This window comes from Pandoraea sp. PE-S2T-3, assembly GCF_002179965.1.
In the GTDB taxonomy this organism is placed as follows: domain Bacteria; phylum Pseudomonadota; class Gammaproteobacteria; order Burkholderiales; family Burkholderiaceae; genus Pandoraea.
In genome coordinates, this window is sequence record NZ_NGUQ01000007.1 from 655,268 (window position 1) to 676,186 (window position 20,919).

The 20,919-nt window shown below is 64.5% G+C and carries 23 protein-coding genes; 2 read left to right on the top strand and 21 right to left on the bottom strand.

Features of this window, described 5'->3' with window-relative positions:
• Nucleotides 1-17 precede the first annotated feature (17 nt).
• Nucleotides 18-1,253 (top strand): flagellar hook-associated protein FlgL, encoded by a 1,236-nt coding sequence (gene flgL, locus CDV46_RS04895; protein WP_087690932.1) that lies wholly within the window; start codon nucleotides 18-20, stop codon nucleotides 1,251-1,253.
• 114 nt (nucleotides 1,254-1,367) lie between these two features.
• Here the strand turns inward: flgL and fliR are convergent, their stop codons facing one another.
• The 13 genes from fliR to fliF form a co-directional block, all read right to left on the bottom strand.
• On the bottom strand, nucleotides 1,368-2,159 hold the full coding sequence (gene fliR, locus CDV46_RS04900) for a flagellar biosynthetic protein FliR (RefSeq protein ID WP_087690934.1): 792 nt from the start codon (nucleotides 2,157-2,159) through the stop codon (nucleotides 1,368-1,370).
• A 45-nt stretch (nucleotides 2,160-2,204) separates the two neighbouring features.
• Nucleotides 2,205-2,474 (bottom strand): flagellar biosynthesis protein FliQ, encoded by a 270-nt coding sequence (gene fliQ, locus CDV46_RS04905; protein WP_058376547.1) that lies wholly within the window; start codon nucleotides 2,472-2,474, stop codon nucleotides 2,205-2,207.
• 16 nt (nucleotides 2,475-2,490) lie between these two features.
• A complete protein-coding gene (gene fliP, locus CDV46_RS04910; RefSeq protein ID WP_140413304.1) occupies nucleotides 2,491-3,177 on the bottom strand; it encodes a flagellar type III secretion system pore protein FliP in 687 nt (228 codons plus the stop codon).
• A gap of 89 nt (nucleotides 3,178-3,266) precedes the next feature.
• The gene (gene fliO, locus CDV46_RS04915) at nucleotides 3,267-3,848 is read right to left on the bottom strand and encodes a flagellar biosynthetic protein FliO (RefSeq protein ID WP_254915926.1); all 582 of its coding nucleotides are present in this window, start codon (nucleotides 3,846-3,848) and stop codon (nucleotides 3,267-3,269) included.
• A gap of 38 nt (nucleotides 3,849-3,886) precedes the next feature.
• On the bottom strand, nucleotides 3,887-4,324 hold the full coding sequence (gene fliN, locus CDV46_RS04920; RefSeq protein ID WP_058376545.1) for a flagellar motor switch protein FliN: 438 nt from the start codon (nucleotides 4,322-4,324) through the stop codon (nucleotides 3,887-3,889).
• Nucleotides 4,324-5,322, bottom strand: a complete 999-nt coding sequence (gene fliM / locus CDV46_RS04925; protein WP_058376544.1) for a flagellar motor switch protein FliM — start codon at nucleotides 5,320-5,322, stop codon at nucleotides 4,324-4,326. The genes fliN and fliM overlap by 1 nt, the downstream gene beginning before the upstream one ends.
• A gap of 7 nt (nucleotides 5,323-5,329) precedes the next feature.
• A complete protein-coding gene (gene fliL / locus CDV46_RS04930) occupies nucleotides 5,330-5,812 on the bottom strand; it encodes a flagellar basal body-associated protein FliL (protein ID WP_058376543.1) in 483 nt (160 codons plus the stop codon).
• A 234-nt stretch (nucleotides 5,813-6,046) separates the two neighbouring features.
• The gene (locus tag CDV46_RS04935) at nucleotides 6,047-7,492 is read right to left on the bottom strand and encodes a flagellar hook-length control protein FliK (protein ID WP_087721923.1); all 1,446 of its coding nucleotides are present in this window, start codon (nucleotides 7,490-7,492) and stop codon (nucleotides 6,047-6,049) included.
• Between the two features lie 17 nt (nucleotides 7,493-7,509).
• Complete coding sequence (fliJ, locus tag CDV46_RS04940; RefSeq protein WP_058376541.1) at nucleotides 7,510-7,962, bottom strand: flagellar export protein FliJ; 453 nt, start codon at nucleotides 7,960-7,962, stop codon at nucleotides 7,510-7,512.
• A gap of 14 nt (nucleotides 7,963-7,976) precedes the next feature.
• The gene (gene fliI / locus CDV46_RS04945; protein ID WP_087691191.1) at nucleotides 7,977-9,371 is read right to left on the bottom strand and encodes a flagellar protein export ATPase FliI; all 1,395 of its coding nucleotides are present in this window, start codon (nucleotides 9,369-9,371) and stop codon (nucleotides 7,977-7,979) included.
• 344 nt (nucleotides 9,372-9,715) lie between these two features.
• Nucleotides 9,716-10,375 carry a flagellar assembly protein FliH gene (fliH, locus tag CDV46_RS04950; protein WP_087690939.1) on the bottom strand — a complete coding sequence of 220 codons (660 nt, stop codon included), beginning with the start codon at nucleotides 10,373-10,375 and terminating at the stop codon, nucleotides 9,716-9,718.
• Nucleotides 10,376-10,394: 19 nt separating this feature from the next.
• Nucleotides 10,395-11,393, bottom strand: coding sequence for a flagellar motor switch protein FliG (gene fliG / locus CDV46_RS04955; RefSeq protein WP_084656486.1), 999 nt, complete (start codon nucleotides 11,391-11,393; stop codon nucleotides 10,395-10,397).
• A complete protein-coding gene (gene fliF / locus CDV46_RS04960) occupies nucleotides 11,380-13,077 on the bottom strand; it encodes a flagellar basal-body MS-ring/collar protein FliF (protein ID WP_087721924.1) in 1,698 nt (565 codons plus the stop codon). The genes fliG and fliF overlap by 14 nt, the downstream gene beginning before the upstream one ends.
• A 327-nt stretch (nucleotides 13,078-13,404) precedes the next feature.
• Between fliF and fliE the strand changes: the two genes are divergently transcribed.
• Nucleotides 13,405-13,740, top strand: a complete 336-nt coding sequence (gene fliE, locus CDV46_RS04965; protein WP_058376538.1) for a flagellar hook-basal body complex protein FliE — start codon at nucleotides 13,405-13,407, stop codon at nucleotides 13,738-13,740.
• A gap of 109 nt (nucleotides 13,741-13,849) precedes the next feature.
• Here the strand turns inward: fliE and CDV46_RS04970 are convergent, their stop codons facing one another.
• The 8 genes from CDV46_RS04970 to fliD all read right to left on the bottom strand — a co-directional run bounded on the left by CDV46_RS04970 (nucleotide 13,850) and on the right by fliD (nucleotide 20,895).
• Nucleotides 13,850-14,134 carry a type II toxin-antitoxin system RelE/ParE family toxin gene (locus tag CDV46_RS04970; RefSeq protein ID WP_087721925.1) on the bottom strand — a complete coding sequence of 95 codons (285 nt, stop codon included), beginning with the start codon at nucleotides 14,132-14,134 and terminating at the stop codon, nucleotides 13,850-13,852.
• On the bottom strand, nucleotides 14,131-14,682 hold the full coding sequence (locus CDV46_RS04975; RefSeq protein WP_140413296.1) for a hypothetical protein: 552 nt from the start codon (nucleotides 14,680-14,682) through the stop codon (nucleotides 14,131-14,133). Before CDV46_RS04975 ends, CDV46_RS04970 begins: the two co-directional genes overlap by 4 nt.
• Nucleotides 14,664-15,863 carry an ATP-binding protein gene (locus CDV46_RS04980; RefSeq protein ID WP_087721927.1) on the bottom strand — a complete coding sequence of 400 codons (1,200 nt, stop codon included), beginning with the start codon at nucleotides 15,861-15,863 and terminating at the stop codon, nucleotides 14,664-14,666. Before CDV46_RS04980 ends, CDV46_RS04975 begins: the two co-directional genes overlap by 19 nt.
• A 258-nt stretch (nucleotides 15,864-16,121) precedes the next feature.
• Entirely contained in the window at nucleotides 16,122-16,490 is a 369-nt protein-coding gene (locus CDV46_RS04985) for an EscU/YscU/HrcU family type III secretion system export apparatus switch protein (protein WP_087690956.1), read from the bottom strand.
• Entirely contained in the window at nucleotides 16,487-17,914 is a 1,428-nt protein-coding gene (fliK, locus tag CDV46_RS04990; protein ID WP_087721928.1) for a flagellar hook-length control protein FliK, read from the bottom strand. Before fliK ends, CDV46_RS04985 begins: the two co-directional genes overlap by 4 nt.
• A 70-nt stretch (nucleotides 17,915-17,984) precedes the next feature.
• Complete coding sequence (locus CDV46_RS04995) at nucleotides 17,985-18,323, bottom strand: flagellar protein FliT (protein WP_058376534.1); 339 nt, start codon at nucleotides 18,321-18,323, stop codon at nucleotides 17,985-17,987.
• Entirely contained in the window at nucleotides 18,316-18,750 is a 435-nt protein-coding gene (gene fliS / locus CDV46_RS05000) for a flagellar export chaperone FliS (RefSeq protein WP_058376533.1), read from the bottom strand. The genes CDV46_RS04995 and fliS overlap by 8 nt, the downstream gene beginning before the upstream one ends.
• Nucleotides 18,751-18,792: 42 nt before the next feature.
• Nucleotides 18,793-20,895, bottom strand: coding sequence for a flagellar filament capping protein FliD (fliD, locus tag CDV46_RS05005; protein ID WP_087690961.1), 2,103 nt, complete (start codon nucleotides 20,893-20,895; stop codon nucleotides 18,793-18,795).
• Nucleotides 20,896-20,919 lie beyond the last annotated feature (24 nt).

The window sequence follows — 20,919 nt, forward strand, 5'->3', positions numbered from 1 at the left end:
GGGCAGGAGACAGCGCCATGCGAATCAGCACCAACATGATTTACGATCAGGGCCTGCGCGCAATGAGCCAGAACACCTCTGATCTGCTCAATACGCAACAGCAGCTCTCGTCGGGCCTGCGCGTGACCACGCCCAGCGATGACCCGGTGGCTTCCGCTCAAGCCGTGGCCGTGTCGCAGAACAACGACATGAACTCGCAGTACTCGGCGAACCGCGCGTCGGCGACGACGCAGTTGCAACTCGAAGACTCGACCTTCGGCAGCATCATCAACACGTTGCAACACGTGATGTCGCAAGTGGTGACGGCCGGTAACCCGTCGCTCAACGACAGCGACCGCAACACGATCGCCACCGACCTGCAATCGAGCTTCCAGCAATTGCTCTCGCTCGCGAACACGACCGATGCCAACGGTCAGTACCTGTTCTCGGGCTATCAGGGCAACTCGGCGGCGTATGTCACGTCGGCCACGGGAGCGTCGTACGCAGGTGACGCCGGCGTGCGCTACGTGCAGGTCAGCCCGAATCGTCAAATCGCGATCAACGACATCGGTTCGAGCATTTTCCAGAGCATCCAGCCGGGCACGGCGGGTGCGCTGATCACGGGCAACAGCAGCAATCAGGGCTCGGCCACGTACAAACCGGTTTCGACGACCGACGTGACCAATCCGGGCGCGACCCACCAGTATCAGATCAGCTTCGCCGTCGACAGCACGACCACGCCGCCGACGACGACGTACACCGTCAAGGATCAGACCGACACGACGGTGCCTGACGTGACGGGGGCGTACACCGCCGGCCAGCCGATCACGTTCGGCGGCAAGTCGGTCACCTTCAACGGCGCACCCGCCAATGGCGACAACTATCAGGTGCAACCGGCGAACAAGGGCAGCACCAACGTGTTCGACAACCTGCAAGCGCTGATCAACACGCTCAAGACGCCGCTCAGCAGCGCGGGTCAGGCGGGGCAGTCGAACCTGTCGAACGCGCTGACCACGTTCAGCGAAATGTTCAGCAACACGTACGACAACGTCACGACGGTGCGCACGACGGTGGGCTCGCGCATGAACGAGCTGTCGTCGCTGAACAATATCGGCGACAGCAATTCGCTGAACTATCAGTCGCAACTGGCCGACCTGCTGCAAGTCGACTGGAATTCGTCGGCAACCAAGTTTGCGCAGTTGCAGGCCGCATTGCAGGCGTCGCAGCAAAGCTTCCTCCAGACGCAGAAGCTCTCGCTGTTCAGCTTGCTGTAAGCGACACACGCAGCGTGGACGGCGCCACTGCGCCACCACGCCGCGGCAGGACAACACGGGCCGCCGGCATTGCCGCGCGGCCCGTTTGCTTTTCAGGGGAAGGGGGCAGGCCGTTCAGGCCTTGGGGACGAACGCTGCGGTGGCGCGGATCATCATGTCCACGCCGATCGAGGTGAAGTGGTCCATCACCGGCGCGATGCGCGGCATCATCAGTTCGAGCACGAAGAGGCCAACGGCCAGCGTAAGCGGAAAGCCCACGGCGAAGATGTTGAGCTGCGGTGCTGCGCGGTTAAGAATGCCGAGCGCCAGATTGCAGATCAGCAGGGCCGCCACCAGCGGCAATGAAAGCATCAGTGCCAGCGTAAAGAGCTGCCCGCCGAGCGAGGCGAGATACTGCCAGCCGCCTGCCGAGATCGGTGTGCCCGAGATCGGCAACACCGCAAAGCTCTGGACGAGCGTGGCGTACATCACCAGATGACCGTTGGTGGCGAGAAACACCAGCATGGCCACCACGTTGAGGAACATGCCGAGCACGGCAGTGCTGCCGTCGCTGTTCGGGGTGAGCAGCGTGGCGAACGACAGACCCATCTGCAAGCCCACGAAGTCGCCCGCCATGCTGATCGCCGAGAACACGATCTGCATGCACCAGCCGAGCGCGGCGCCGATCATGAGCTGCTGCGTCAGAATCCATAGCCCTTCCCACGAGAACGGCGACACGGCCGGCATGGGGCCGAGCATCGGTGCCAGCGCGAGGGCGACGATGCCCGCGAGACCGATCTTGACCGTCGACGGCACCGCCGAGTCGCCGAAGAGCGGCGCGCTCATCGTGAGTGCCAGCAAGCGGACGAACGGAAACAAGAACGCCGCAATGACGCCCGAGAGCTGGTCGTAGGTGAAGCTGATCAAGGGACGAGGGAGAGGGCGGCGTGCCGTGGCATGACTCGGCCCGCCTTAGCTGACGAGGCCGGGAATGCCGGTGAGCAACTGCTTCATGTAGTCGACCATGAGGTTGAGCATCCACGGTCCGGCCACGACCAGTGTGATGAACACGGCCAGCAGCTTCGGAATGAACGACAGCGTCATTTCATTGATCTGCGTGGCGGCCTGAAACAAGCTCACGAGCAAACCCGAGACCAGCGCCACCAGCAGCAGCGGCCCGGCCAGCAGCAACGTGACCTGCATGGCCTGATGGGCCAGCGCCATAACGGTTTCCGGCGTCATTCGGCGTGCCTCCCCGCTACATGTTGAAGCTCTGGGCCAACGAGCCCAGCAGCAGTTGCCAGCCATCGACCACCACGAACAGCATCAGCTTGAACGGCAGCGACACGGTGGAGGGCGAGACCATCATCATCCCCATGGCCATCAGCACGCTCGCGACCACCAGATCGATGATCAGGAACGGGATGAAGATGGTGAAGCCGATCTGGAAGGCCGTTTTCAACTCGCTCGTAGCAAAGGCCGGCACGAGAATGCGCATCGGCACGTCTTCCGGGCCGTTCATCGGCGGGGTCTTGGCCAGCTTGGCGAAGAGCGCGAGATCGGCTTCGCGGGTCTGCTTGAGCATGAACGCGTGGAACGGCTTGGCACCGGTGTCGATGGCCTGCTCGAAGCTGATCTTGTTGGCCGCGAACGGCTGATAGGCGTCGGTGTACGCCTTGTCGAAGACCGGCGACATCACGAAGAAGGTCAGGAACAGCGCCAGCCCGATGAGAATCTGGTTCGGCGGCGAAGTGGTCACGCCGATGGCGTGACGCAGCAGCGAGAGCACGATGATGATGCGCGTGAAGGCGGTCATCATCAGCAACATCGCGGGCAGGAAGCCCAGCGACGTGAGCAGCAACATCGTCTGCACGGACAGCGAGTACGTCTGTCCGCCGCCCGGGGCGGGCGTGGTGGTGAGCGCCGGCAGGGTGGCCTGTGCCATGGCCGTGCCCGGCAGGGCGACGGCGCAGAGCAATGCCAGTCCGAGCGCCAAGCCCAGTTTCCACTCGGCGGGCAGCCAGGCACGAGACATCAGGAATCCTTTTTCATCGATTCGCGCAGCTTTTGCGCAAAGGCTTGCGCGGCGCGGTTGGCCTGCGCACCCGGATGCGGGCCGCTCGGCGTGGCAGGCAGATCGGCGACGCGCTGGGCGTCGATGGTGTGCAAGGCGCGGACTTGTCCCGGGGCAACGCCCAGTACGACCCAGTCACCGGCCACTTCCACCACGACCACGCGTTCGCGCTGACCCACGGCGGCGCTGCCGACAATGCGCACGTTACCGCCGCCCAAGGGGCGTTGCAGTCCGAATCGCTTCGCGAGCCACGCCAGCCCGAAGAGCAGCGCGAGCACGAACACGAGGCCCAGCCCGGTCTGCACGATGCCGGCACCGCCCAGACTCGGCACGGCCGCCGCTTGCGAAGCGGTGCCTTGCGCATGCGCGGCGTTCGCCATGAGCAGCGTCGAGGCAGTGAAGGCAGTGAAGAGACTGAATGGGATACGGAACAGACCGGCGAGACGTGCCGGGAGGGTGGCGGCAATATCGGCGGCGATGCCGGTAGGGCGTGCGCCCGGCAGCCACGCTCGCGGCTTCGCGAGCGCTGCTGCTTGTGCCATGGCGCGCCTCACGGGCAGGCCGTGGACTTTCGTTGCAATCATCGGTTGAGCTTACGGATGCGTTCGGATGGCGTGATGATATCAGTCAGGCGAATGCCGAACTTGTCGTTCACGACCACCACTTCGCCTTGTGCGATGAGGCAGCCGTTGACCAGCACATCCATCGGCTCACCGGCCATGCCGTCGAGTTCCACCACCGAGCCTTGTGCGAGTTGCAGCAAGTTCTTGATGGCGATCTTCGTGCGGCCCAGCTCCACGGTCATCTGCACCGGGATGTCGAGAATCAGATCGATGTCGTTATGCGTGGCGCCTGCCGGGTTGCCGGCGGTCGCAGCGAGCGGCTGGAACACGGGCGCGGCTGCCGGGGCGGCGGCGGCGGGTGCCGGCTCGGCCGCGGTCTGCTCCGCCATGGCACTGGCCCACTCGTCCGCCATGGCCTGGGCGTCGTCACCGGGCGTTTGAGGGGTATCGCTCATCACTCGTTGTCCTTCGTGTAATCGCTATGCGAATGGTTGATCATCTGGTTCACGCGCAAAGCGTATTGACCGTTGAAGACGCCGTAATTGCAATGCATGACCGGCACGCCGTCGACCTTGGCTTCGAGCAGCTCGGGCACGTCGAGCGGAATCACGTCGCCCACGCGCATGTTGAGCAACTGCGAGAGCGTCATGTCGATCTGCGAGAGGTTGGTCACGATTTCCACATCGGCGGCCTGCACCTGCTGCGAGAGCAGCCGCACCCAGCGCTTGTCGACTTCGAGCGTCTCGCCTTGCAGCGGGCTCGAGAGCTGGTCGCGCAGGGGCTCGATCATCGAGTAGGGCATGCAGATGTGGAATTCGCCGCCGACCGAGCCGAACTCGATGTCGAACGTGGTGGTGACCACCACTTCGTTGGGCGTGGCGACGTTGGCGAACTGCGTGTGCATTTCGGCACGCACGTATTCGAATTCGACCGGATGCACCGGCTTCCACGACGCGCCGTAGTTCTCGAACACCAGATCGAGCAGGCGCGCGATGATGCGCTGCTCAGTCTGCGTGAAGTCACGCCCTTCGACGCGGGTATGGAACCGGCCGTCGCCGCCGAACAGGTTATCCACCACGAGGAACACGAGGTTCGGGTCGAACACGAACAGTGCCGTGCCGCGCAGCGGTTTGATGTGGACCAGATTCAGGTTGGTCGGGACGGGCAGGTTACGAATGAACTCGCTGTACTTCTGCACGCGCACCGGGCTGACCGAGATTTCGGCGCTGCGGCGCATGAAGTTGAACAGCGCGATGCGGAACAGGCGCGAGAAGCGGTCGTTGATGATCTCGAGCGTGGGCATGCGCCCGCGCACGATGCGCTCTTGCGTCGCGATGTTGTATGGGCGGATGCCGGAATGATCTTCCGACTCCGACCGGTCATCCTGTTCGCCGGTGACACCCTTCAGAAGGGCATCGACTTCTTCCTGCGACAGGAACTCCTCATGCGCCATGAATCACTCACTGAATTACAAACGCGGTGAACAGCACTTCGCCCACAGCCTGTTGTGGCATGTTGGCCGCAAACGGTTGCGCGACCAGCGTGCGGATTTCGCTCGCCAGACGGCGCTTGCCGTCGATCGTGGCCAGGTCCTGCGGCTGCTTGGACGACAGCAGCAACAACACGCGGCTACGCACTTCGGGCATGTGCTGCGTGATGCGGGCCTGCGTCTCGGCGTCTGCCACCTTGAGCGAGAGACCGATATGCAGGTAACGCTCGCCGTCCTCGCCCGACAGGTTCACCGTGAACGGGTCCATGCCCACGAACACGGGCGGCGGGGGCGGCGGCGGTGCTTTAGCCGTCTCGTTGTGTCCGGTCAGCAGGTACACCGCAGTCGCCGCGCCTGCGGCGGCCATCAATGCCACCGCGACGATCAACAGGATCCATTTGCGCATACCTCCCCCCGAGGGAGCGGCCGCTTGCGTGGGTGCGGGATTTGCCATGTATTCGCCTGCTATTGGGTAATGATTGTCGGCCAACCCGCCACCGGGTGATCGGCCGAAAAGAAGGGACAATCGCGTCTAACTCGCGTCTTTGTCTTAACGGCAGAAAAACCCGTGTGCTTTAGGGCAATACGGCGTGGCGTCGCGCAATGACTGCACTGCGAAGACACCGCAGACCCTTATGCTGCGCGGGCCGAAGCCCGATTTGAACGGTCTCGACTAACTCAACGAATATCAGGCGAACGTATCTACCAAACCATTGGAGACGCGCACTGGCACGCTCACCGCCGTAGCGGCGAGCGAAGCGTCATCTCCCTGACCGAAGCCGGGCAGGCCTCGTCCATTCCCGTTCCCGCTGCCATTGCCGCCACCGTTGCCGTTGGCACCCTGTTGGGCAAAGGCTTGCTGCTGGGAGCTGTCGGCGCTCACGGAGGCATTCCCCAACGCGATGCCGTTGTTCGCGAGACTTTCGCGCAGTTGCGGCAGGGCGGCTTGCACCGCGTCGCGCACAGCGGCGTGTTGCGAGACGAACATGGCCTGCGCCGAGTCGTTGGCCACGTTCAGCACGACGTGCAGCGGGCCGAGATCGGGCGGATTCAGGCTCAGTTGTGCCGTTTGGGCGTGTGCCGACGACAGCCACACGACTTGCTGTGAGAGCTGGTTGTTCCAGTCCTGCGTGCCCACGCGTGCGTTCAGCGCCAGCGTGGCCGGCAGACCGGCTTGTGCCTGCAACTGCGGCTGGGCATCGACGGCTGATGTCGTCGCCTGCGCAGCTTGTGCTGCGGCTTGGTTGGCGACCGTGGCTGCCTGTGCGGCAGCGTCGCGCCCGCCTTGCGAGGCGGCCATCGCATCCACCAGACGCTGCGTCTGCGCGTCAGCGCTGACGACCGGCGTCGCAGGGGCCTTGGCTTCGGTCGCGGCGGGTTGTGCGTTGGTCTGCGTGGCCGTGGCGTTCTTGGCGAGAGCGTCGAGCGACAGGCCGCCGGTCTTGGCGGGGGTCGCTGCGGTGCTGGCGGCAGTGGTCGTGCCTGCCGGGACAGCCGGCGCTTTCGTATCGGCCGTGGTGCTTGCCGTGTCTGCGGTACCGACCGGCGGCTGGCCAGTCAGTTGCGCAGCGCCGGTGGCTTGCAGCGCGCCGTTCACGGCGGCGGCAATAGCGGCGCCGGTGCCCGGCTTGCCGTCCGTTGCGCCATCCGTAGCCAACGCGGCAGCGGCCGCGGCGGGCGGCGGCGGGGTCAGCGGCGTACCGTTCATGGCGGCCAGTGCGACAGCCAGCGCGGCGGCAGCGGCCGGATCGACCGGCGCGGCGGTGCTGGCCTGCGCTTCGTCGTCGCCGTCTTTGTCGTCGTCTGCCGATTTGGACGGTTGTGCAGGTTTTTTCGTTGCCGCTGTTTGGCCGGTCTGCCCAGCCTGCGCCGTCGCGTTGTTCGAGTTGTCGCTCGACTTGGTCGAATTGTTCGACGACTGCGTCTGCTGCGTTTGTGACTGCGACTGCGACGCGTTGTTGGTGTTGTTGTTGCTCACCGGCGTCGGCACGGTCTGACGCGTTTGTTGCTGCGAGAGCACAGCCGAGAACGGCAGCACGCCGCTATCGGTGCTGGAACCGGTGCTGGATGCGCCAGCGCGGCTCGCGGCATTCGCGGCCTGCGAGGCATCGGGCAGGAAGCTCAGAATCGACATGGTGACTCCTATGTCCTTCAGATCGGTGATTCGGCACGGCGGCGCAGGCTGCGCGCGGCGTACTCGTCGTTTTCTTTCTGCTCGCGGCGTGCCACCCGCAAGGTCGTGCGGGCCTGTTCGCGCGAGGCGAGCGTGCCGAAGGAATTCAGGCGGCGCTGCTGGGCCTGCCATTCACGGCGGGCCGCTGCGAGACGCTCTTCGGCTTGTTCGAGCAGCATGGCTTGCTGGCCGATAGCCGTGTCGAGCGTATCGATGAATTGCTGGAAGTTGCGCCAGTCGCAACCGGCCATGCCCTGAATCGTGGCCGTCTGCATGCGCGTGCGGTACTCGTGGCGGTACTGACGCAAGGCTTCAAGCTGGCGTTCGACGTCTGCGCGCTGGGTCTGACGCTCGCCCAGCAGGCGTGCGGCTTCGTCGACGTCCTTCTGAGCCAGTTCGATCAGGAGTTTCAGGGGCAGGGTGGAGTTCATGGCCACACCTCCGATTAACGGAACAGGCCGTGCATCATCTGCACGGCATCCGGATAGCCGGCCCGCTCGCGCATCCCTTGTTGCAGGAAGCCTTCGAGACGGGGATATAGCTCGATCGCCTGATCGAGCATCGGGTCGCTACCCGGTGCGTACGCGCCCACATTGATCAGGTCGCGGTTGCGCTGGTAGCGAGACAGCATCTGCTTGAAGCGGCGCACGGTATCGAACTGCGCGTCGTCGATGAGCGACGCCATCGCGCGGCTGATGGACTGTTCGATATCGATGGCCGGGTAGTGCCCTGACTCCGCCAACTGACGCGAGAGCACGATGTGCCCGTCGAGAATGGCGCGAGCCGAGTCGGCAATCGGGTCCTGCTGGTCGTCGCCTTCGGTCAGCACGGTGTAGAACGCCGTGATCGAGCCGCCGCCGTCCGGGCCATTGCCTGCACGCTCGACGAGCGCCGGCAGCTTGGCAAACACCGAGGGCGGATAGCCCTTCGTGGCAGGCGGTTCACCGATGGCGAGTGCGATTTCGCGCTGGGCCATGGCGTAGCGGGTCAGCGAATCCATGATCAGCAGCACGTCTTTGCCCTGATCGCGGAAGTGTTCGGCCAGCGTGGTCGCGTACGCGGCGCCTTGCAGGCGAAGCAGCGGCGACACGTCGGCCGGCGCGGCCACCACGACCGAGCGGGCCAGACCGTCCGGGCCGAGAATGTTCTCGATGAAGTCTTTCACTTCGCGGCCGCGCTCGCCGATCAGGCCCACGACGATGACTTCGGCCTGCGTGAAGCGCGCCATCATGCCGAGCAACACACTCTTGCCCACACCCGACCCGGCGAAGAGGCCCATGCGCTGACCGCGTCCGACGGTCAGCAGCGCGTTGATCGCGCGCACGCCGACGTCGAGCACCGATTCGATCGGGGCGCGCCCGAGCGGGTTGATCGGCACCGAGGCGAGCGAAGCACTGTCGGTCAGGCCGAGCGGGCCGATGTCGTCGAGCGGGCGGCCGGCGGCGTCGACCACGCGGCCGAGCAGGGCATCGCCCACCGGCAGGCGTTTGCCGTTGTGACGCTGGCTGGGCAACGGGCCGTCGGCGGCCGGTTCCATCGGGAACACGCGCGCGCCGGGCAGCAACCCGGTGACTTCGGTTTGCGGCATCAAAAACAGACGGTCGCCGCCAAAGCCGACGACTTCCGCTTCGGCGGTCGCCGGTTCGCGCGATGCATCGTGAACGGGCAACTCGATCAGGCAGCCGGCACCGACCGGCAGGCGCAGGCCGACAGCTTCGAGCACCAGACCGGCAGCGCGGGTCAAACGGCCGCAGCGGCGCGTCGGTTCGATGGCATGCACGTGCGCGATGCGCTCGCGCAGCGTGTTCTGCCAGCGGCGAAGATGGGCGTCGCGCGCAATTTCACGGGCACCGAGGGCGTGCGACGTGCTGGCACCGGCGGCCGGAGCGCCGTGGGTGTCTGCGTGCGCGTCGGCGTGTGCTACGGCGTCATCCGAATCGCTCGAATCGTGCGAGTCGGTGGCGTGGAGCGTGTCCGGGGCTTCGTCGTGATCGTCGGGCTGCAACGCACCGGCTTGCACGTGCGTGTCGATCTCATCCCACAGCCGCACGCTGGGCGACGTGCCGTCGTTGGCCGGCGTGGTTGCCGGGCCAGCGGTGGCAGACGTGGCGGGCGCGTCGCCATGCGCGTTTTCGGTGCTGGGCAGCACCGGCGCATGGGCGGCGAGTGGGGTGAGTTCGGCGTTCACCACGGCAAATCCTTGCCCAGTGCAGCCATGACGCGCTCCCAGCGGGTCGCGACGGTGGCATCGACTTCGCCGCTCGCCGCTTCGGCCTTGCAGCCGCCACGCTCGATGGCCGGGTCGGCGCGCACGGTCCAGCCGGCCGCTTGCAACTCGGCGCCGACATGGGCTTCGACGAGTGCGACATCTTCCGGATTGAGCAGCAGGCGCGGCGAGCCTGTCAGCGGATCGTTGGCGAGCAGGTCGCGCACGATCGGCAGCAGGGTCTCGGGGCGAATGGTGAGCGTCTGACGCAGTGCCTGACGTGCGATGTCGAGCGCGAGGCCGAGCAGCGGTTCGGCCAATTCGCGGTCAATCGCATTCACGGCATCCCCCAGCGCGTGGGCAATGTCGCCGAGTTGTGCGGCGCGGGCCTGCACTTCGGCCTGACCGGCGGCTTGTCCGGCGGCATAACCTTCGGCGTGTCCGGCGGCGTGACCTTGTGCGTGCCCTTCGGCGCGCGCTTCTTCACGCCACGCGGCGATTTGTTCGACCAGTGCGGGGTCGTCGAGCGGGCTCGGCGGCTTGGGTTGCGGCGGGGCCGGGGGCGGCGGCGGGTCGAACGACGCCATCTCCCAGCGTTGCCAGGCGGAGAGGCGTTCTTTCGGGATGATGGTCGACATGCGCGCGGGCCCCGTCCGGTTACACGTAAGCGTCGTCGCCGCGGCCGCCAATCATGATGGCGCCCTGATCGGCCAGGCGCCGCACCACTTGCAGCACCTTCTTTTGTTCGGATTCGACTTCCGAGACGCGGACCGGGCCGCGCGACTCCAGGTCTTCGCGCAACAGTTCGGCCGCGCGGGCCGACATGTTCTTGAAGAACTTCTCGCGCAGCTCGACCGGCGCACCCTTGAGCGCGATGATGAGCGACTCCGACTCGATTTCCTTGAGCAACACCTGAATGCTGCGGTCTTCCACATCGAGCAGGTTCTCGAACACGAACATCTCTTCGACGATCTTCGCCGCGAGGTCCGAGTCGTAGTTGCGCACGGCTTCGATGACCGACTCTTCGTGCACGCCGCCCAGATAGTTGAGAATTTCTGCGGCCGTGCGAATACCGCCCATCGGGCTGCGCTTGATGTTCTCGCTGCCCGAGAGCAGTTTGGTGAGCACGTCGTTGAGCTCGCGCAGCGCGGCAGGCTGAATGCCGTCGAGCGTGGCAATACGCAGCACCACGTCGTTACGCAGGCGTTCGGTGAAGAGCGCGAGCACTTCCGAGGCCTGATCGCGGTCGAGGTGGACCAGAATCGTGGCGATGATCTGCGGGTGCTCGTGGCGGATCAGTTCGGCGACTGCCGTCGAGTCCATCCACTTCAGGCCTTCGATGCCGCTGGTGTCGCCACCTTGCAGAATGCGCTCGATCAGGCCGGCGGCCTTGTCGTTGCCGAGTGCCTTGTTGAGCACCGAGCGGATGTATTCGGACGAGTCGAGCGAGAGGGCCGAATGTTGTTCGGCTTCGAGCACGAAGTCTTGCAGCACGTCGGCGATCTGGTCGCGCGTGACTTGTCGCAGCGAGGCCATGGCCGCGCCGAGCTTCTGCACTTCCCGGGGCGCGAGGTACTTGAAAACCTCCGCGGCCTCGTCTTCACCCAGCGACATCAACAGGATGGCGCTGCGTTGGAGTCCCTCAGCTGCGCTCATCGCCGCCCACCCATGATTTCACTACCGTTGCCACGATCTTCGGATCCTGTCGCGCGACCTGACGCGCGTACTGCAAGTTGCGCTCGTAGGCGCTGAGTTCGCCCTTGGCGCCGGACGCACCGTCTTCGCCGTCTTCACCCGCGCCACCGCTGCCGCCACCGGCGGCGCCGCCAGCGACGCCTGCCATCGTCGGCTCGGCCGGCGGGGGCGGTGCCAGATGCTTGCGGATGGCCGGGCGCACCACACCAAACCACAAATACAGACCGACCAGCGTGATCAGTGCCCACTTGCCGGCTTGCTTGGCCAGTTCGATGTTCTGACGCTGACGCCACCACGGCAGGTTGGCTTCCGGATCCTCTTCCACCGTGAACGGGCTGTTGACGATGTTCAGCGTGTCGCCGCGCTGGCCCGAGAAGCCGATGGCTTCCTTCGACAGATTCTGAATCTGGTCGAGCTGGGCCTGCGTGAGCGCGACCATGGCCGGCTTGCCCTTGGCGTCTGCGCCCGGACGGTAATTCACGACGATGGCGGCCGACAGGCGCTTCAGGCTGCCCGTGGCTTGCTGGACGTGGCGAATCGTGCGGTCGATTTCGTAATTGACCGTGGCGTCCTTGCGGTCGCTGCGCGGGCCTTGCGGACCCTGCGCGCCGCTGGCGCCGCCCGGTGCGTTGGCACCTTGCTGCACGAACTGGTTTTGCTGCTGCGTGATCGGGGCAGTGGCCTGACCCGGCGGCTGGTTCGACAGGGCGCCCGGGACGCCGCCTGCCGGGTTGGCGCCGACCTGCGTGGCTTCGCTGCTTTGCTGGCTGCGCACGGCCTGTTCGCCCGAATTCGGCTTGTAGTTCTCGGAGGTTTGTTCGACCTGATTGAAGTCGATATCCGCCGTGACCTGCGCGTGCACGTTACCGGCACCGACGATCGGGTTCAGGATCGACTCGATACGGCGGGCGTACGACTGTTCCAGTTCGCGCACGTACTTGAGCTGGCTCGCGTCCAGACCGAGGGCGTTGCCGCTCTGGGCCGACAGCAGGTTGCCGTTCTGGTCGAGGATGGTGACGTTCTTGACCGGCAGTTCCGGCACGCTGGACGACACCATGTGGACGATGGCGCTGACTTGGCCGTCGTCGAGCACGCGGCCCGGGTAGAGCGTGACGAGCACCGAGGCGCTCGGCTTTTGTTGTTCGCGCACGAACACCGAGGGCTTGGGAATGGCCAGATGCACGCGTGCGGCCTGCACGGCGGAGAGCGATTCGACCGAACGGGCTAGTTCGCCTTCGAGGGCGCGCTGGTAATTGACCTGTTCGGCGAACTGGCTGATACCGAACTTCTGGTTGTCCATCAGTTCAAAACCGACCAGACCGCCCTTGGGCAGGCCTTGCGAGGCGAGACGCAGGCGCACGTCATGTACCTGCTCGGACGGCACGAGAATGGCACCGCCGCCTTCGGCGAACTTGTACGGCACGTTCATCTGTTGCAGCGACGTGATGATGGCACCGCCATCGCGATCGCTCAGATTGCTGTAGAGGACCTTGTAGTCTGGCGCACGGCTCCACAGGAAGACGGCGATCAGCAGCGCGATGAGGGCAGCACCGCCGACGAGCAGCGGCAGGCGCTCGCGCGAGCGCAACTGCGCGAGCAGAGGCGGTTTGGCGGCGACGTCGGCCGTCTGGGTGGCGGCGTTCATGCGCGGCCCCACGCCAGTAGCGTCAACAATACGTTCATCGCGGTGGAAGTGCTCACTAACATGCGACAGAATTCTCCGGGTACGCGTGGCACCGTGAGTGCGATAAGGAATGGAAAGGTCCGCTTCCGAGTACGCACGACGCCGATGGTCCTGATTATTCGACGGCGAATATGGAATCGTTTTGAGGATTAGGCGGGTGTTTTGCCGCTAATTAGGGTATTGGGGGCTTGCCACAGGGTGGTAAGCTCCGACGTGACTGATAAAAGGCTGACCGGTGGGGACTGCGCGATGGCGCGGGCGGCTGGCGCCTGTTAAGGACAAAAAATCATGGCCATTCCGGGGATCGAATCGGTATTGCAGAAGCTGGGCAGCGTAGCGTCGCAAGCGGCGGGCTCGGTGCTGGGCACGTCCAATGCTGGCGCGGGTGCCGCGTCGGCGACGGGTGGTTTTGCCTCGGAGCTGGAAGCGTCGCTCAAGCGCGTGTCGGCATCGCAGACCGGCGCGGAGACGCAGGCCAAGGCATTTGAGATGGGCGAGCCGGGCGTGGGGCTGAACGACGTGATGGTCGACCTGCAAAAAGCCAACATCGGTTTCCAGATGAGCCTGCAAGTGCGCAACAAACTCGTTTCGGCCTACACAACCGTGATGAACATGCAGGTGTGAGGTAACGCGCGCAAGTTTGCGTGCCGGGTGGTTATCCGGCCGATCGCGCTAGCGCGGACCTTATGAAAAGCCCCGTCGATGACGGGGCTTTTTTGTTGGGCGACGAGGGTCAACGTCCGTGACGGGCGTTGTGCAATAGGCGGGCGATCTCAACACGCGGGAGCTCAGACCGATATTGATAGACGGTGTGAAACGGCGTACGGCGAATGACCAGCTCGCGTGTTCCCGGGGCTTCACCGGGGCGGCCGATGGCCGGAAATCGGTGAAGCACGGAAACCTGTTTGGAAATCTCCTTTGATTGACTCTGGGCCGCCCGGGCGTTGCGCAAAAGCAGATAGTGCAGTGCGTCGAGCCTTTCTCTGATGGCGCGACGCGTCCAGAAGATGGGAATCATTGCTCGTCATCCCTCGCCGCTATTTTCGCCATCAGTTCCGAAATCAGACGATCAGCAGCATCGTTTGACGCTTCATGAGATACCCATGCCGTTGTCGGGTCGTTCGCTTCGCGTAGTGCCTGAATGGCTGCCGCGCAGAGCCAGTCCGCGTAGTCGTGCGGCTCGCGGGCGCCTTCGTCGATAACCACGGAATATTCGGCAACGCCAAGCGCCAGAAGGTGGTCGGCCGCATCGTTCAGACAGTTGAAGGTTGCCGCGAGACCGGTGTCCGGTCGCGCCAGCAATTTCAACGCCATCCCGTCGATCACTTCGATCCGCCAGACGTTGCCGTTCCATGCGGCAAAGATGCAGCCATCGGTTCGCGCGATGTGCTCGAGAAACGCAGCGTGTGAGATCGTCGTTATGGGCGCTGACGGCATGTGAGGTGGGCGTGCCCGCACGGCGGCACGGCAGATAAATGGTGAATGAGTCTGGAGCATCGGGTTCGGGGCGTTGATAAGTAACGAATCGGGGCAGGTATATGCCGGGGTTATTCGGTGGTTGCACATAGCCGTAAGTCCGGCATGACCCGTTTCAGGAATTCATGGAAACGGGGCACCGTGAAGGCCGCGTCGCCTTGGGGGGCGCTGTAGAGCATGCCTTTGCTGATGAGGTCGTTACGCACGGGTTCGAGGGTCTCGACGGGCTTGCCCATCTCGGCGGCGACCACGTCTGAATAGTGTGGGCCTGCGCCAAGCTCGGCCATCGCGCGCAGATAGCGCCTTTCCGGCAAGGTCAGACGGTCAAAGCGGAAAAGGAAGAAGTTGTTATCCAACGCGTCAATGGTGGCCGGCGCCGCATTGCGAACATCGTCTACCGTAATCGGACTTGCTGACGCAGCGCTCCAGGCATGCCTTCCCCACTGTTGCAGGAAATATGGATAAGCGCCGGCATGCTCGACAATGGCGTCGAGCGCATCGGGCGTGAGGGTGACACCCTCCTGCGCCGCCGGCGTGGTGATCGCTTTACGAGCATCCACGTCGGAGAGTGGTCCGATAGTCGTGCATTCGAACATGCGCTCTGCATAGGATTTGGCATCACCGATTTGCCTGCGCAATTGCGGCAAGCCTGCCCCAATCAAAATCACCGGCAATTGCAACTGCGCACATCGATGCAATGCGTAAAGCATCGCCGCCATTTCCCGCTTCGGCATGCATTGCAGTTCATCGATAAAGATGGCGAGCACCGTCTTCGCCGAACGGGCGGCGTGGCCTGCCTCGACAAGCAAAGCGCGTAAGTCCGTTTCCAGATCGCCGCTATCCGCCAAACCGGGTTCGGGGGAGTAGTCCAACCCCACTTCGATGTCGTGATAGATCAACTTGAGTCCGGAAACGAAACCGGCCAGCGCACGCAGCCCGCGAATCACGGCATCTTTTGCCGACTGGATACGGTTCATCCGCAACAACGCCAGTCGAAGGGCTTTCGCCAGCGATGCGGGCAGCGATCGGAATTCGGGGGCTTCAAGGTGCACCGTGATGGCGCCTTGTTGTTCGGCGTCATGCACCAGACGCTCAAGTAGCACGGTCTTGCCGACGCCGCGCAGGCCGATCAGCAACTGACCGTTGGCATGACGTCCCAGCAGCAGGCGTGCAATGCAGTTGTGCAGGTTTTCGCGTACGTCGTCGCGCCCGGAAAGCGTCGGCGGCGGGGTGCCTGCACCGGGATTGAAAGGGTTGTGTGTGATTTGCATGGGGCGTGCCTTGTCAGCGAGTCATGTCGGTCATGTCGAAAAGGGCGAGCATCTTGGCCGCTAAGACAAAACACTCGAAGGACATGCTAGTGACGCGAGGCAGGCCGTGCCCGTGGGGCGGCGCTCTCAATCAGTGACGGCACGGCGCAAAGCCGCATGAACGCTCACTTGACGAGTGATCGTCTTGAACACGCGAAGGGAAAAATTCGGAAGGTTCACGGTGCACGCCGACAGGCAACGCGCACCGTGCCATGCGACTCAGGCGTCGTTGCCCGTCGCCGTCTGCGATGCAGGGGGTGTGGACGCCGCTGCATCGGCTTGCGGCCCCAAGATGCCCGGCGGCAACTGCGGCGGCTTGCCGCCCCGGCCCGCTTCCAGTTTGTAGAGCCACGCGAGCAATTCCGCCACGGCCTGATACAACTGCGCGGGGATGCGCTGATCGAGATCGACCTGCATGAGCAGACTGACCAGCTCCGGCGATTCATGCACGTACAGACCATGCTCGCGCGCCGTGCGCACGATGGTCTCCGCAAGCAGACCGTAGCCCTTGGCCACCACACGTGGTGCGGTGTCCTTCGCGCCATAAGCGAGGGCGACGGCGGTGCGGCGTTCCGGTGGCAACGTCATGCTGTGCCTCCGCTCGTGGTGGCGTCCCCGGCCGATGCGATCGGCACCGGCAGTTCGGCAGCGCTCTGATCCGCATTACCGCTGACATCGGCGGCATTCCCCGCCGTGCTCACACCCGCTGCCTGTGTCGCGGCTTGCGCTTCCAGCGCGCCGAACGACAACTGACTGGCGATGAGTCCGACGGCGGCCAGCCGCTGCCGCAGATCTTCGCCTTCACCTGCCAACGTCGTGGCCGAGTCTGACGAATCGGCGAGTACCCGCGCCTGCAATTGCTGCCCCGATAGTCCAAGCGTGACATCGACCGTACCCAGCGACGGCAGCGTCAGACGTAGATGCGTGTGCCACGTCGACGGCGCGGGGGCGTCTCCCGGGGCTTGTTGAGCGGCACGCTCTTCGACCTGCCATTCCATCGGCGCGCCCGGCCATGCCATGCCGTTCCACTGAAATTGCGGATTGACCAGCATGTCGAGCTGCTGGCGCACGAGCGTCACGCTTTCGGCCGGTGTATTCGCTACCGCCGCAATCGCGCCCGCGGCGCCGTGCGGCTGGGCATTCGCCGCTGACGGATCGGTGCCTCCCACGAGGAGTGCGTCCGCCTCCCGGCCGGTCGGCAACACGCTGCTCGTCGTGTGCGCCACGCTGGCCGCATGGGCCAGCGCGGTCGCCGTGTTCGGCAAATTGGCACTGGTATGCAAACCACCGTCACCGCCATCCGCCTGATTGGCCACGCCCGGTTGCGCAGGCGCCGCCGCTGCCGTCGATGCCGAGGGTAAGGACGGCAATGAACCGACGCCCAACGCCGGCCATCCGGTGGCGAGGGCTGCCTCACCGCCCGCCGGACCGAGCAAACGCGTGAGGGGACCGGGGCCCGGCAGCGTCGCGTCGGCGCCCGCAGCGCGCAATTGCGCCGCGAGGTTGGCCGACGCGGGCCAGCGCAACTGCGGCTCGGCCTGCAACTGTTCGAACGAGCGGCTGCCCGAGGCCCACTGCGAAAGATGCGATTCGTAAAAGAGGCCGCTTGCCGACAGCGCTTCCTTGAGCGCTGCGGCGACCAACGGTGCCAGCGCCGGTGCGCCCGTACCGGGGGCCGCCGGCCAGACAGGGGTGCCGGCCTGTACCGGGCCGGGTGACTCAGGGGCGAGTCGCAGAATGGTGTCGATCGTGCGTGCCGCCGCCGAGAGCGTGGCTTGCTGCACGGGCGTGGGCGCGCGCCCTGCGGTTTGCGCAGGCGCATTGCCGATGCCGGTGGCACCTTGAGAGGTTTGGGTGGTGAGGTTCGCCGGTGCGGATGTCGCGTCGCCGGCCGGCGGGGCACCGGCGACGGCGCCGGGCGCTGCCGACGACGAGACGCCCTGCCCGAAGCCGAGCAGCGAATCGAGCCGCCGCGCGAGGGTGGCGGCGACTACCGAGTCGAGACCGGCCATGCCGTACTCCGTATTTCGTGTTGCGTGTTACGAGATGACAGGCGAAAGACACCGCGCTGCTGCGCGGGCCTCAGGCGCCCAGATTCAAGCCGTAGACTTCGTGCAGGGCACGTTGACGGCGCGTGCTGTTGATCATGGCGTCGAGATGCGCAAGACGCGGCACCGCAAGGTCGCGAATGGCGGCATCGTCCGCGAGAATCCGGCGAATGATCGCATGCTTGCGCGCACGCTCATCTTCGCTGAGCGGCAGCGCGGCGTCGAGCTGCTTGATCGCGTCGACCTGGGCGCGATACTGCGTCTCGAGATCGATCAGGGCATCCCAGTCGCCTTCACGGGCAACGCCGAGCATGCGCTCGGTGAGGCCGGCAATGCTTTCGTAGCAGTTCAACAAGGTTGTGGCTTCATTCATAGCGCACTCCGGTGCCCGCCTGTGCGGCGGGGGCACCCGTGCCGGCGGCCGGCGCGATTTCTCGCCAGGCCGATGCAATCGTGTCGAGCAGGGTGTCGACTTCTCGTACCTTGGCGACGTCGTTCTCGAGATTTGCCTCCAGCAGACGCCGCCCCATGTAGTCGTACAGATCGCCAAGGTTACGCGACAGTTCCCCGCCGACTTCCATATCCAGACCGTCGCGAAGACCGCCGATGATACCGATGGCCTTCGAGAGCGCCTGTCCCCGCTCGGGGATGCGGCCGTCTTCAAAATGCACGCGTGCTTTGGTGAGGGCCGCTTTGGCACCATCGAACAGCATCATGATGAGCTGGTGCGGACTCGCGGCAATGACGCCCGTCTCGAGTCCGACCTTGCGATACGCGTTGGCGGCGTTTTGACCGTACATGACTTTCTCCGGAGCGCGGACGTGATTGCGCGTACCGTGCGCTTACTTCGAGGACGACGAAGAGGACGAACCACCGAGCACCTGCTTGAGGTAGTCGCTGGTGTTTTGCAGCTTGGCCATCGTCGCATCCAGTGCCGTGAACTGGGCGAGATAGCGGTTCTGCATCTGCGTCATCTGGTCCTGCCAGTCGCTTTCCTGTTGCTGCACCTGCTTGATGCTGGCGTTCAGGTTCGACTGGGCCGTGCTGATCGCACCCTTCGCGCTCAGGAAGTTGCTGACCTGATTCGACAGCAGCGACGCATAGCCTTGCGAGAAGTTGATCGTGCCGCGATTGCCGAGATTGGTGCCGGTGACCTGAATCTTGAGGCCATCGGTCTGCGACCCGGCCGCGCCGGTCAAAAACTGACCGCTGCCCGTGGCGATCACGCCGCCGATCGAGCCGCCGACGTCCACGCCGTCGACGCTGGGCGACACGCCCGTGCCGAACAGCGCGGTCATGGCATTGCCCGACGTTACGCGCACGTTCGAGGCGGAGCCATAACGGTTCGACGTAATCGAGAGAACGCCGTTGGTTTGCTTGACGGTCACCGACGAGCCATTGGTGACGAACTGCGAGTTCCCGTTGATGGCCGCTTGCAACGCCGATGCCATCTTATCCGGCGTGTAGATGCCGTTCGGGATGGTGATCGACGTGCTCTTACCGTCGACCTGCACCGTCAACGTGTTGTTGGTGCCGTCGATGATGGTGTTCGCGCCCAGCGTGGCGTTCGACGTGAGCGTGCCCTGGGTCGCCAGGCGCGTAATCACCACGTCGTACTGACCCGGCTGCGTATTGCTGGTCGAGCCTTGGTAGCTGATCAGGCTGTCGGTGGTCGTGCCGTTGGTCGCCAGCAGCGAGGCAAGCTGAGCGAACCCGCCCGAAGCGATGGCCTTTTGCAGCTTGGTCGAGTCGACCGCGAGCTGACCCGAGGTATCGGTGGCGCTGCCGGTGCCGTCGCCAGCCTGGAACGTCACGCCGATATCGGCCAGCGATGTCAGCACCGACCCCGAGACCCCCGGCAGCTTGCCGTTCAGGATCTGCTGGATCTGCGTGGTGATCATCTGCGTGGTCGTATCGCCGATCAGCGGACCGTTGTTGTTCGAGGTGCTGCCCGGCGTGGCGCTCGACTTGTCGAAATACGTCAGCTTGCCGATGGCCGATTGCAGCGTGTTGTACGCCGTGACGAAATCGTTGACCGACTTGCTGACGCCATCGCTGTTGTTGCTCACGCTGACCGTGGTCGAGCCGGTCTTGAGCAGCGTCATCGACAGACCCTGTACGGCGCTCTTCACGGTATTGGTCGGGCTCGACACCGCCAGACCATTGATGGTCAGGTTGGCGTTCTGGCCTGCTGCGGTCTGCGTCAGGTTCTGCGTGCCGGTCGGGTCGTACGCCAGCATGTTCGTGAGCGTGCTGTCGCCGCCTGCTGCGACGTCGACTTTCATGCTCATCGTCTGACCGGTCTGCGTCGAAGTCAGCACCAACCGGTTCGGCGTGGCGCTGCCGTCGTTCACGATCGTGGCCGTCACACCGCCGTTGGCGGCGTTGATGGCGTCGCGAATGCCTTGCAGCGAGTTGTTCGTGTTGGTGATCGTGACGCTAAACGGCGCTTGCTGCGCGTTCGGCGAGAAGCTGGCGCCGGCGTACGTGCCGTTGGTGAGCGTGCCGCCCGAAATCGTGCCGAAGCTGAAGGTCAGCTTGGTGGACGTGCCGCTGCCGATCGAGGCGGCGGGGTCCGACACGCCCGACGTCGTCAAGCTCTGCGCTTGCGCCAATTGGGTCGTGTTGATCGTGTAGCTGCCCGCTTTCGCCGTGGTATCTGCCGACGCAGTCAGGAACGTCGCGTCGCCCGGCGTAGCCGTCATTTGCAAGAACGACGATGCCGAGGACAGCGCCGACAGCGACGTTTGGAACGAACTAAGTGCCGATTGCAGGCTGCCGAGTGCCGATACCTTGGTCTGGTAGCTGGCCTCTTGCGACTTGAGCAAGTTGAGCTTTTGCGTGGCCGGCTGCATCAGACTGGTGACGAGCGCGTTGACGTCCAGCCCGGAGCCAATGCCCGGTGACGAAATAGAGCCCGTTGTAGAACTGCCGGTAGTCGCCATAAATTGCTCACTCTTTAAATTAGT